Below are 12713 nucleotides of genomic sequence, written 5' to 3'. Positions count from 1 at the left end.
ATATAAAAATGCAACAAAAAAAGTATGTCAATACCTAAAATATGCCGATTTCTAAGAAAAAAAATGTATTTTTGTAGCAATAGAAATTAAACTAAGATGAACAAACCTTTCCCTATTTTACTATTACTTACGGTCATATTATGCGGTTGTCGGCATACTCCGTCAGAGACAAGCAACCGTCTGACTGAAATTGACTCGCTGATTCGACACAACCAAATCGACTCTGCTTTTAGAATAATAGATATGGTAGATGCTGCCAACTTGACGAGCAGTGCTGATTCTGCCGACTTTTTTCTTCAGAAAACACATCTTCTCTACAAGCTCTACAAGCCCATAGAGTCTACCGATATGATAGATTACAGCATCGAATACTACGAAAAACAGAAAGGCAATGTGGAGCAGTTGGCAGATGCTTATTTTCACAAAGGGGCAATTGTCTACGACCAAGGACAGGTGAAAGAAGCCATTGTCTGTATGAAGAAAGCCGAATATACTGCCGAAAAGCTGACTTCTGACAATCTTAAACTTAAAATCTACGAGAACCTTTTCATTATGAACGAAGAGGCAGGCGAACGGCAACTTGCCCTCGGATATGCCAAGAAAGTTCTCCGAATTGCCACGACGGCAAAGGACAAAGTGCAGCTTGCCCGTGCCTACAACAACATTGCAGTGGCTTACAACAAGTTGGACAAAGCCGACAGTGCCAACATTTATATAAAGAAAAGTATGGAAATGTTGCACTACATACCCCGACAAGAACAAATATACATACTCAACAACATCGGCGCACAGCTCATAGCCACCAATCCACAAAAGGCAAAGGCAACACTGCTGAAAGCAATTAGCATTGCGCCAATGGGGGCTGCATACGACAATCTTGCCACAATCTACGTCGGTGAGGGCGACACAGCCAAGGCAAACGAACTGTGGGACAAAGCGTTGAAGACGAACGACATGCAAGTAAGGACCGATGTGATGAACTCAAGGTTCAACCACCAATGTGCCACAGCCGACTATAAAGGAGCCATAAAAACGGCACGACAACTTATAAGAACGAAAGACAGCCTGTATACGAGTTGGAGAGAGAACGACATACGGAGCAACCAAATAGCTTTCGACAACATAAAGGCAAAGCAGGAATACGAGCGGAAGATAGAAACGGGTATCTTTGCCATTATCTTACTCTCGCTCTCGTTCGTCGTAGTCTTTTTCTTCCTACGATACAGAACCTATAAAGCCAAGAATGCACTTGCCATTGACCAACGGCGCATCAAGGTTTTTGAAGGTCAAATAGCCGAATTTGAGAAACAAGGGCAGGAAAAAGAAAAGGAAATAGAGTCGCTATACAGAAAAAAGGAGATACTGCTCGACAAGCACCGAAAGACACTCAGCGAGGGGCACAGGCTCTATACCCATATTATGGAAGGGCAAACGACAGTGCTTTGGCGGAAAAAAGAATTCGAGAACTTCATAGAATACTATCGTTTGATAAATATGAGTTTTGTAGATTCGTTGGATTCGGAATACGATACACTCTCTCCGAAGTATCAATTTTTCCTCGTTATGGAACATTTGGGCAAGACCGACAAGGACATTATGCACATTATGGGACTCGCAGACGGCTCTATCCGTTCCATTCGTTCGAGGATTAACAAGCGCAGAACAGCTTATTAAAAATACCACAAAAGTGTAAATATTTTTTCAAAGGGTATCTTTTATATAACCACCTTGTTATCAATGCATTACAAAACCTATTGTTTTGCATTCCAAAAGCGGCTGTTTTGCACGGTAAAAGCGTAGGTTTTGCAGCGCAAAAGAGCCGCTTTCGCAACGTCAAAGCACAGTTATCACTTTTTAATGCTATTTTCTTTACAAAAAAAAGTGATAATAAAAGACTGTCTATTTATAAAAGGAGTAATAAGAAACCTCTGTAAAATCCGTTCCCGCCAAAACACTATTACTGGCAACTGACAACATTATATTTGTCAGTTTGCCGTTTTGGTAGGATTTTACAGAGGTCTCATAACAGATTAGAATTTAATGTCTGTGGCATTGCAACGCTATTGCTTCAAGAGAAACAATGCGCTGGCAATTCCACAGATAAATCTTACTCAATCACCTTCATCTCGGTACGGCGGTTGAGTTGGTGCTCTTCTTCGCTGCAAGGCACACCGTTGGCACATCTGTTGAGTAGACGTGTTTCGCCATAACCTACTGATACAATGCGTGATGGAGCAATGCCGTGTTCCACAAGATATGCCTTCACTGAGTTTGCACGCTGCTGCGACAGACGCAGGTTGTATGCGTCGGAACCGCGTGAGTCGGTATGTGACGACATCTCCACGCGAATATTAGGATTGTCAAGCAGGTATGCAACGAGGCGGTTAAGCTCTGGACGTGCATCAGGACGTATCGTAGCCTTGTCGAAGTCGTAGTGTATGTTGTTGAGACGTATCGGCTCATTCAACTTAGGCTTCGTCAGACAGTGGTCGACAGTTACGAGTGGCGTCTTTACAGGGTCGTATTGTCCCTTTTCAATAATGAATTCCTCTGCTGGCAGACATTCCTTCATCGTAATGTAGATGCTATAGCGTGTGTCCGCTCTGAGTGATACAGAATACTCTCCACGGCTGTCTGTAGTGAGTTCATACAGTTTCTTTCCCTTGCCAGATTTCACCGTTACCGTAGCCCCTACTGCGGGTTCTGTCGTTCCACAGATAGTAACACGTCCCTTTAGGGTAAAATCTACAGGCTTTGGTGCAGGTACAGGCACCTGTGGTTTGGGAGCAGCCTTCTTGGCATTGAAACGGAATATAACTCCACAGAACACTCCAAAGGAAGACATATCGGTCTTGCCAAACTTCTTGCCGTAATTATCGCCTTGTGCCATACGAGGAGCTCTTACGATTTGTTCATCATACACATAATCGCCATAAGGAACATTGAAGCAATGCATATAATATCCACCAAGGTTCAGTCCCACATGTTCGTTGAAGAAATATGAGAAACGCAACTGTGCCTTCATTGCCAATCGAGTCTTTGAGTCTATGTTTTCGGCTTTATAGAGAACCTTGTTCCCTGCCCCAGGAACACCTTTCGCTATCAATGAAGACTCGCCGCCACTGATACTCACCATACCGGCACGAAGGTTTAACTCTGCCATGAATGGTGGAAGAATTGTGGCAGGAAGACGGAACGAAGGACCTACACCCAAGAAGATACGTTCTACGTTCTTGTACTTTGTCTCAATTTCTTTAAATCTCTTACGTAGGTTACCTGATTCGATTTCGGGCTTGTTCATAATATAATCACCGTCCAAGCCAAGACCGAACCACTCCCAATAATGGTCGATACCAAGACCAAAGTTAGGTCCGCCATTAAAATCAAGAAAACGATATGAATCATTATGGGTAAGACCGAAGTCGTATCCTCCGCGCAAGGAAAGTTGCCAATGTCGGTTAAGATAGTCTGGCCCAGTGCTTAGGCTCACCTGTGCAAACGATGCAGTCATTCCCAATAGGAACAATACTGCTGATAATAATAGTTTTTTCATACTTGTAATAATTTTGTTAGATAGTGAATAAAATTTTAATACTAATATCAATAGTGTTTAAGCGTCTATTTTCATCTGGCTGGATATACTTTGCGAGATTCATACCCTTGTACTTTTCACAGCCTCAAAATAATCGTATCAATCTTTCAAGCTGCTGAAGAAAGGAAATCATTAGATAAATCCAATAATATCATTGCTGCCATTGTGAATAACACCAATAACATATACAACATTCTTGATATCTTTGAATATTCCATAGTCATTCAGTTTTTAGTTTTGATTATATTGTCAATCACATAGCTCGTCAAATAATTTAATGGGTTTAGTATATACCTAATTCCTGCACACAGTGCAGCTATTTTGCAAATATAGCAATGCTTCTATGTTCAAGTGCAATATTAAAGATTTTTGTTGAAATACGCAAGTTTTTTTATAAAAAACATCATCAGCACTAAAAACAAAAACCATTTTATATGGCAGACTGGAATTACAGGAAGAAAATAAGTGATTACAAAAAACTATACAGTAAGACCCCTGCAAAACCCATTCTTTACCAAAACACTGTTACTGATAACCAACAAATTGCATTTGTTATTTCGTTGTTTTGATTGGGTGTTGCAGAGGTCTCAATAGATGATTTTACATCAACCATCAATTCTTTTTAGTGGACCTGCGGAGAGTCGAACTCCGGTCCGCACAAGGAAACCATACGCTTTCTACATGCTTATTTCAGCCTTTGGTTTTCGAGCATTGGCAAGACCTGAACCACCAACCAATGCCTTATCCTCTAAATTTCATTTGGGCAGCGAGGCATACCCAAACTATTTCCGATTTAACCTGCACCGCTTTACCCTCCGATTCGGAACAACATCTTTGGAGCAGTGTCTCGTTCAACTATCTAATAGTCGAATAAAGCCAGTAATCTACTGTACTTCGATTAGGCAGCGAGAGCGTAATTGTTTTCGCCAATTAATTGTTTGATAACCGATATTTAGGAGCCAGCTACCAATGCTCCGCATGCTTACATACCATTTCGTCTTGCCGTCAAATCCATACAAGCCCGAATTATTGTATCACAATATATAATTTGCAAAGATATTGTAAGTTTCTGACATAGCCAAATTTTTAACCGCTTTTTAAGTTCAATAAACTAAAGTTATCATAGAGTTTGACAGTCCTACTAAAGATATTTAGACACTGGCAAACCATAAATGCCTCATATTGGAAATGCACAAATAGAATGATAGAGAAGCATTGCAGAGGTTTCACTATTACGTCTTATAAAACTATTCACTTCAATTCCTTGCAAGAAAGAATGAGGATTCCAAAATAAAAAAAGCTGGGTTAGATTGCTCTGTCCCAGCCTTTGTAATAGTTATTCTTTAATTCTTCAGATTCAAATCATCGTTTAACGACAAACTTTACAACTGTTTTCTTGCCATTGGCATTTACCTTAATGATATAAACGCCTTCTGCAAGCTGTGCTACATTAAATTCTTTCTCACCATAAAGCCTTGCTATGGTCTGACCACTTGTTGAGAAGATTTGAGCATCTGTATATTCGCCATTTATAAGCACCTTATCAGAAGCAATCGTCAAGAATGTCTTAGAGTCGCCATTAATAGTAAGCTCATCAATACCGAGTGGTGTATTCTCACCATTTGAAATGACCCAATTCTTCAAATCAGCCTTATTGCTAAGTGCAATATCGTATATATTGCCTTCCTCATCATCTGGGAATGTTTCCTTGTCCCAATAGATAACGTATCCTTTATTATCTGCACTGGCTTCGGGAAGAGAAACTATCATCTTTAGCGCATTATCAACTGTGAATTTATTGATAGCAATATCTACCAAGCGAATATCTTTACAGCCTGTGAAATCAATGCTGTTCAGCTTGTTATGATTAAGAGAAATACCCTCCAACTCTGGACAGTTCTTAACGTTTACAGATGTCAGTTCATTGAACATTGCAGCCAAACTTGAGAGTTCTTGGAATCCCTCAACATTGAGTGTTTTAAGTTTGTTGTCGCCACAACTCAACACTTCGAGTTTCTTGTTCGCTGATAAATCAAGAGCGGTCAATGCATTCGTGTTGCAATATAGTTCTTTCAACTTCGTGCACTTGGAAAGATTGAGTGATGACAGTTTATTTTCGCTGACATTAATTTCCGATAGATTGATGTTGTTAGTGAAATCTATCTTGTCTAATGAGTTGTCTTTCAAGTTTATCTCCTCAAGTTCAATGTTCTTTGAAAGGTCGATGCTTCCCAATCTATTGTGCGCAGCACTGAGCTCCTCGAGTTTAGGAAGCATTGTAACATTCAATGTTTGAATCTTATTCTTCTTACAATAAAGCTTCTCAAGTTTCGTATTCTGTTCTACTGAAAGATTGGTAATGCTGTTGTTGTCTACAGACAAAGCCTTAAGTGCTGGGAGTTTCGTCAAGTTAATCGAATTCAATCCATTGAAAGAAGCATTCAATTCTTCAAGGAGAGGAAGTTCTCCAACGATAAGATTCGTAATCTTGTTGTTCAAGACATAGATGTATTTTGCACTCTTAAGACCTGAGAGGTCTAACTGTCCGAGTTGATTTTCCGAGCAGTCGAGCATAACCAACTTGCCAGAAGAAGCGCAGTCAATAGTTGATAACTTATTACCCTTACAGTTGATAGCAAGAAGGTCGCCCTCTATCACTACGAACTGATCCTTGGCAGTCGTCTTTACGGTAATAGGAGTAAGATTTGTAATATCTTTAGATACAGTGTATTCCTTTGCCTCTCCATCGCCAACGATGACAGAAAGCTTGTCTTCTACACCAGCAACTTTGAGAGATAGTACAGCACCAGCTTCTCCGTCAACTTTCATAACGAAGCGTGCCTTCACGTTCGATGGCTCTACCTCCAATATCCAACCCTTTCCTATTGCTTCATTAAGGTTGGCAGTTTCTATACTTGGATTACCTTCTACTTTGAATTTCTTCTTCCAAGACTTTTCAAAATCCAACATATATACGTCCGTTACATTCGGAAGTTTCGCGATAATGGTGTTGATTACAGATACAGGAATCTGATTGTGCTGAATATGGCACGCATACATCTTTGAGGAATTGTCAGGAAGAATAAGAGAAGTAAGCTTATTGTCGTGAGCTTTCAAGTCCTTCAACTCAGCAAGGTCTGTAAGGTCAAGGGTTGCAAGTTCGTTGAACTGACACTCCAAAACACCAACCTTAGAGAGTCCTTTAAGGTTAAGATTCGTCAATTTGTTATTTGACAAAGTCAACGAAATTAGTTTTCTGGACTTTGAAAGATTGATTTCTGCAATCTCATTATACGAAGCATTCAAACTCATCAGCTTTGTTGCTTCGGAAAGGTCGAGCTTCTTCAATGCTCCAGCAGAGCAGTCCAAAGAAACAAGTTCTGTTCCATCAAGAATAGCAAGCTCCGTCAGCTTTGCCTTATCAAACTTAATTGCATTAATCCCCGTACCGTAAATCTTGACCTCTTCCTTATGGTTGGTGCTATAAACAGGGTTCGGGAAAGCATAATTTCCTGCACTGTACTTCTTCTTATAGCCATCTCCCCAATCCACATAAAATTCTTCTTGGGGAGAATTTACTTCGAAGTAGAGCATCGCGCTCGAAGCAATAGAGGTTTTAAACTGGAATGCCAACACGTCCTTGGGTGTCTGCGCAAACGATGAGGCGATGGCACAGAAAGCCATCAAGATAAATAGTAAAGTCTTTCTCATTTGAATAGTCAATGTTATGGTTATAATAATATCAGATACAAATATAAGTAAAAAATGTGAGTAAGGCAAACAATGCCACCTGATAATGTAAATTCCCTGTTCCAAATATTTGCTAAATGGAACAGGGAATTTGTATGATAGAACTAATTTCGGTATACTTACGCTTCCTTATCGTATTCCAAATGGAAATTGACAACAGCTTCTATGCCTTTCTTCCAAAGGTCTACTGGCATATTTTCGTTTGGAGAGTGGATTGCGTTTGACTCCAAACCGAAGCCCATGAGCACACTCTTTGTGCCGAGCAACTTCTCGAATGTAGAGATGATAGGAATACTACCACCTATGCGAACTGGCAATGGACGCTTGCCAAAGACAGCCTCAAAACCACGTTCAGCAGCTTTATAAGCAGGGAAGTCGATAGGACAAACGTAGCCATAACCACCGTGAAGCATTTCTATCTTCACGCTAACGGTATCGGGAGCTACCTTGTTGAAGTAGTCTACAACCAGCTGACCAATCTTCTTGTAGTCCTGATGTGGCACAAGGCGTGAAGATATCTTTGCATATGCCTTTGAAGGAATTACGGTTTTTGCACCTTCGCCCTGATAACCACTCCAAAGTCCGCATACGTCGAACGATGGACGGTAGCCTGTACGCTCGATTGTGCTGTAGCCTTCTTCGCCAAATATATTCTTTATGCCGAGCGATTTCTTGTATTCATCTTCATCGAAAGGTATAGAAGCAACAAGTTCGCGCTCTTCTTTTGATGCCTCTTCAACATCGTCGTAGAATCCTGGGAAGCGTATTTTGCCGTCAGGACCTGTTACATCGCCTATCAACTTGCACAGAACGTTCGCAGGGTTAGCCACTGCACCGCCGAATGTACCAGAGTGAAGGTCGCGATTTGGACCGGTAACTTCAATCTGCCAATAAGCCAAACCGCGCAAACCTGTTGTAATAGAAGGCACGTCAGCACCAATAAGCGATGTATCTGATACGAGAATAACGTCGCACTTCAATAGCTCTTTGTGCTCTTCGATGAACGGACCGAGGCTGCTTGAGCCGATTTCCTCTTCGCCTTCGAAGATGAACTTCATATTGTGTTTCAACAAGTCGTGCTTGTTGATGTATTCAAATGCCTTAGCCTGAATGAACGACTGTCCTTTATCGTCGTCAGCACCACGCGCCCAGATGTGTCCGTCTTTGACAACTGGCTCGAATGGCTCGGTCTTCCAAAGCTCGAATGGTTCAGCTGGCATCACGTCGTAGTGGCCGTAAACCAAAACCGTCTTGGCATTTGGGTCTACTATTCTTTCTGCATAAACCATAGGATTGCCCTTTGAAGGCATCACTTCTGCTTTGTCTACACCAGCTTCCAAAAGCAGTTCCTTCCATCTTTCGGCACAGCGTACCATATCTTCCTTATGGTCTGGTTGTGCACTTACGCTTGGAATGCGTATCAGGCTGAAAAGCTCTTCGAGCATTCTCGCCTCGTTTTCTTCTACATATTTCTTTATCATAGTCATTGATGTTTTGAGATTTCTTTTTCCATAGTTGCAACGCCACGAAAGCGAATGCACCGCAAATATACTACTTTTTTTCCTAATGCAAGTGGAAAAAGAGAATATCTTTAAGACAAGTTCTTATTTCACGCCTACTTTTACTTGTTTATTGCCTGCTTTAACTACATATACGCCGCTCTGCACAGGCAACGAAACATTGGTTGCAGCTGGTACAATGCAACTGTAAACGAGCGTTCCTGCCACATTATATATATGTATGTTGGCAGCATTGCCTTTTGTTGCTATGAGTATTTTACCGCTTTCGCTTCTGACAGAGATGTCCGAACTTGAAACAACACCGATTCCTAACGTTTCGTCTTCCACGATGTTGGGAACGAATTTCTTCCATTGGTCAGCTTCTTCATACGCTTTTTTGCTGCCGACAGGAACATACAACTTGCAAGAACCACCGATGTCGCCCGTGCTGACTTGCTCGAAAACTTCTGTTCCCATTGCTATGCCCGTCAGAGGTTCCTTCAGTTCGCATTTGATAGTTCTCAACTTCACACAACCGTAAAAAGCATCGTTTCCAATGTATACAACATTGTGAGGTATTCTCATTGCTGTCAATCCAACGCACCCATAAAAGGCTTGTGCTGATATTTTCGTTACGCTTTCGGGGATATTGCAATCGCCCTTCTTCCCACTGGGACATTGTATCACTATCGACACATCTTTGTTAAACAACACACCGTCCTTGCTACAATACTTCTTATTGCTCTCTTCCACGTCTATTCGTTCCAACTGGGCACAAGACATAAAAGCCCATTTCCCGATTTTCTCAACAAGACTGGGGATTTTAATAGACGTCAAACCGTGGCAACCCAAAAAGGATTTGTCGCTAATAGCTTTCAGTGTACTTGGCAAAGTTACGGCTGTCAGACCCTCGCACATATAAAAAGCCTGCTTCCCAATTCCCGTAACGGCATACGCAGTTCCCTCGTGAGTGGCTGATTCGGGTATCGTAAGCGCGCCTTTTAGCTTTACAGTATATACTCCTCTCGGCTTTTCCGATACCACATAAACCTCCTTGGCTTCCTTACTGGTTATTTTGTAGAAAAGCTTTCCATCGGTAAAGTCATACGGTTTAACTTGTGCTTTCACATTCATTTGTACGCTTGCCAATAACAAACAAGCAAGTGCTAATAAGAAATTCTTTTTCATAATAAAATAGTTTATCGTACATCTGTACGTTGGTTAATATTTCAATAGATTTTGATACAAACATTCATAAATACTGCAAACGGCATAGAGAAGTTCGGCAAACTCATTTGCGATAACCGAATACCGCCACAATTTGGAAACCAATTGGTAATTACAGATTTATGCGTCTTTCGCAAATATAGACATAAAAATCCATAGTTCCAAATTTATCTGACACTTTTCCAAATAGCCAATCCTTTTCTTCAGCCTGCTGTTTTGCCTGCTCTTTCCCATTTCAACGCTTGCCTCAGGAATTATTTACACGTAAATAAATATTTCTTTACGTGTATGGAAATTATTACTTACGTGTAAATAAATATTTTTCTACACGTAAAGAAATCGTCAATGTTCGATTTTCAAAGAAACATGCCAATCTTTCTAATTCACTGAAGCTTTACTTTCATAGTATTAACGAGTACAAAGACGTCATTTTTTTGCCCATATTTCCAACAACAAATACAGTTCTTTTTTGCTTCTTGAAAAATAGTATTTAACTATTTGTTATATTATTATTTGTAGATAGTTGTCTTTTTAGTATCTTTTTTATTTGCTATTCAAATACTTTTTATCTATCTTTGCACTCATAATACATTACTTTTAAAAATAGATTATCAAAATAAAGTAATGTATCTTAATAATTTATACGTCTTTTAACAGACAAGAAATAATACAATTATGAAAAAATTAGAATTTAAAATAAACCAACTTGGTGCAATAAGAAACTCTTCTATAAAGATAAAGCCCTTAATGGTGTTATCTGGTGAATCAGGATTGGGCAAGAGTTATGCTGCTTTTTTGGTTCATTACATTTATTATTTGCTCTCAAATACAAATAACCGCCTAAAAGATTTCTTTGTATTTTATAAAAAATATGACTTTGAATCTATCTTTGCCAACGCAACATCTGGCGATACGATTCTTACAATTTCAAAGAAAGATGTTTTTGATTGGATTAACAAAGATGCTATAACCTATATAGGATACCTCATTGGAAATAAAGACTTTCATGGTGATATCGAAATCTCATTCCCATGCGATTATAAAGACTTTGAATTTACTTATATACAAGAATTAGGAGGATTAGAAGGAGAAGAGGAAATAATTTATAAACTTAGCTTAAGAAATTTTAGCTACATGATGCTTTCAAAAGAGTTCGAGAAAACAGAGTCTCCTTTTATAGCATTACTTAAAGCTGAATTAAAAGAACTACTGTTTGGAAACTTCCGTGATATGTCTTCAACCTATTTATTACCTCCTTCAAGAGGGGCATTAATGGACATAAATGAACGCCCAGTATTCCTTTCTGGTATGTATAATGAGTTTTTTGATTTTAAAAGAGTACTAAATGAAGCTAATCCACGACCAGAAGAGCCAAATAATGATATTATAGAATGTAGCTCAATAGTAAACGAAGGAAAATTAAAAGGTGAAGAAGGCAGAATTATATACTCTACTCATGGAGCAGATATGCCTTTAACCGCAGCAGCATCTTCTATCAAAGAGCTTGCTCCTTTAACACTATTCTTAAACAAATATTCCACTAAGGGAGTTTCTTTTTTATTTGAAGAACCTGAAGCACATCTGCACCCTAATAGACAAATTAAAGTTGCAGATATGATTTCTTGTATCGTCAATGAAGGGGGGCACATGCAAATAACTACTCACAGCGATTTTCTCATCAAACGTTTAAATAACCTTATCAATCTTTTCCTATTAAAAGATAAGATGGAAGAATATTCATTTAAGGAGTTGTTATCTAAATGGAATATAAAAGAAACATATCTATTGGATCCTGCAAATGTTGGCGCATACTTGCTAAAACGGAATGAAGACGGAACATCTCAAATTGTAGAACAAGACATTATAGCTGATGAAGAAATTCCATTTGAATCATTCTACACCGCCATTGAAGATGATATTGCATTAACCAGAGATATTAAGACATATAAAGAGCAATAATTATGTTTTGTGACGACCTAAAGAAGTTATTACCATTATATCAAAATACTGGACATGCAGAAAATACATATATAGTTCATGAAACTTCAGACGACTCCAAAGTCAAAGAGGTTATATGGATAAATTCTGATTTCCAGTTTTTTGATACTAATATAGCCAAGGATTTAACAGGATTCTTTTCAAAAGCCCGTTGTACTGAGGACGCTTCTATTTTTTCATTAGATTGCGATGGAGCGTTTTTAGTACAAGGAGATAAGCATAAATATTTATTTCTTAATGAACTAAAATCTACTTTTGATTCTGGAGATATATACCATGCAAGTAATCAAATCGTATCCACCTACATAAAACTTAATATGATACTAAATCTTTTACCCAACTATCAGAAACAAGATGTTAAGGTAAAAGGATTTATATTTTCACGCCCTGCAAATAAAAAATATCTACGCGATTTATATCGAGAAAGTATGGGGAAAAAGTATAAGTACAAGACAGAATCTCAATTGATTTTAGACCTATGCTATAATAATAAACAACAGAAAGTTATTATAAAGTTCTCTCAATGCCATAAATTAAAAGACATTGGATTAGGAAATAATGCTTTATTTGATGAATTAGAGTTATATCATATTGATGTAGAAGAACCAAATACAAGTATTACAATGGACACAAGCAAGTTTTTATAA

8 protein-coding genes and 1 other RNA gene are annotated in these 12713 nt (G+C 39.0%); 4 read left to right on the top strand and 5 right to left on the bottom strand.

Features of this window, described 5'->3' with window-relative positions:
• Window positions 1-96: 96 nt before the first annotated feature.
• Window positions 97-1674 (top strand): tetratricopeptide repeat protein, encoded by a 1578-nt coding sequence (locus tag BWX39_RS03635; RefSeq protein ID WP_028904878.1) that lies wholly within the window; start codon window positions 97-99, stop codon window positions 1672-1674.
• Between the two features lie 59 nt (window positions 1675-1733).
• The gene (locus BWX39_RS12365) at window positions 1734-1934 is read left to right on the top strand and encodes a CIA30 family protein (RefSeq protein WP_080651510.1); all 201 of its coding nucleotides are present in this window, start codon (window positions 1734-1736) and stop codon (window positions 1932-1934) included.
• Window positions 1935-2107: 173 nt separating this feature from the next.
• Here the strand turns inward: BWX39_RS12365 and BWX39_RS03625 are convergent, their stop codons facing one another.
• The 5 genes from BWX39_RS03625 to BWX39_RS03605 form a co-directional block, all read right to left on the bottom strand.
• Window positions 2108-3553 (bottom strand): OmpA family protein, encoded by a 1446-nt coding sequence (locus BWX39_RS03625; RefSeq protein ID WP_080651511.1) that lies wholly within the window; start codon window positions 3551-3553, stop codon window positions 2108-2110.
• A gap of 662 nt (window positions 3554-4215) precedes the next feature.
• Window positions 4216-4615: a transfer-messenger RNA gene (gene ssrA / locus BWX39_RS03620) on the bottom strand.
• 339 nt (window positions 4616-4954) lie between these two features.
• Window positions 4955-7303, bottom strand: coding sequence for a leucine-rich repeat domain-containing protein (locus BWX39_RS03615; protein ID WP_080675978.1), 2349 nt, complete (start codon window positions 7301-7303; stop codon window positions 4955-4957).
• A gap of 158 nt (window positions 7304-7461) precedes the next feature.
• Window positions 7462-8823 (bottom strand): dipeptidase, encoded by a 1362-nt coding sequence (locus BWX39_RS03610; protein ID WP_014710446.1) that lies wholly within the window; start codon window positions 8821-8823, stop codon window positions 7462-7464.
• A gap of 123 nt (window positions 8824-8946) precedes the next feature.
• On the bottom strand, window positions 8947-10029 hold the full coding sequence (locus tag BWX39_RS03605; RefSeq protein ID WP_028904881.1) for a leucine-rich repeat domain-containing protein: 1083 nt from the start codon (window positions 10027-10029) through the stop codon (window positions 8947-8949).
• 714 nt (window positions 10030-10743) lie between these two features.
• Between BWX39_RS03605 and BWX39_RS03600 the strand changes: the two genes are divergently transcribed.
• Both BWX39_RS03600 and BWX39_RS03595 read left to right on the top strand, forming a co-directional pair.
• The gene (locus BWX39_RS03600; RefSeq protein WP_028904882.1) at window positions 10744-12027 is read left to right on the top strand and encodes an AAA family ATPase; all 1284 of its coding nucleotides are present in this window, start codon (window positions 10744-10746) and stop codon (window positions 12025-12027) included.
• A 2-nt stretch (window positions 12028-12029) separates the two neighbouring features.
• A complete protein-coding gene (locus BWX39_RS03595; protein ID WP_028904883.1) occupies window positions 12030-12713 on the top strand; it encodes a hypothetical protein in 684 nt (227 codons plus the stop codon).

Source organism: Prevotella intermedia ATCC 25611 = DSM 20706 (assembly GCF_001953955.1).
Taxonomy (GTDB): Bacteria; Bacteroidota; Bacteroidia; order Bacteroidales; family Bacteroidaceae; genus Prevotella; species Prevotella intermedia.
The sequence above is the reverse complement of the archived record's forward strand: the minus strand, read 5'-3'. Positions and strand labels throughout refer to the sequence as shown.

Coding starts and splice junctions, on each gene's coding strand:
- BWX39_RS03635 (WP_028904878.1), top strand. CDS start 97: ATGAACAAACCTTTCCCTATTTTACTATTACTTACGGTCATATTATGC.
- BWX39_RS03625 (WP_080651511.1), bottom strand. CDS start 3,553: ATGAAAAAACTATTATTATCAGCAGTATTGTTCCTATTGGGAATGACT.
- BWX39_RS03615 (WP_080675978.1), bottom strand. CDS start 7,303: ATGAGAAAGACTTTACTATTTATCTTGATGGCTTTCTGTGCCATCGCC.
- BWX39_RS03610 (WP_014710446.1), bottom strand. CDS start 8,823: ATGATAAAGAAATATGTAGAAGAAAACGAGGCGAGAATGCTCGAAGAG.
- BWX39_RS03605 (WP_028904881.1), bottom strand. CDS start 10,029: ATGAAAAAGAATTTCTTATTAGCACTTGCTTGTTTGTTATTGGCAAGC.
- BWX39_RS03600 (WP_028904882.1), top strand. CDS start 10,744: ATGAAAAAATTAGAATTTAAAATAAACCAACTTGGTGCAATAAGAAAC.
- BWX39_RS03595 (WP_028904883.1), top strand. CDS start 12,030: ATGTTTTGTGACGACCTAAAGAAGTTATTACCATTATATCAAAATACT.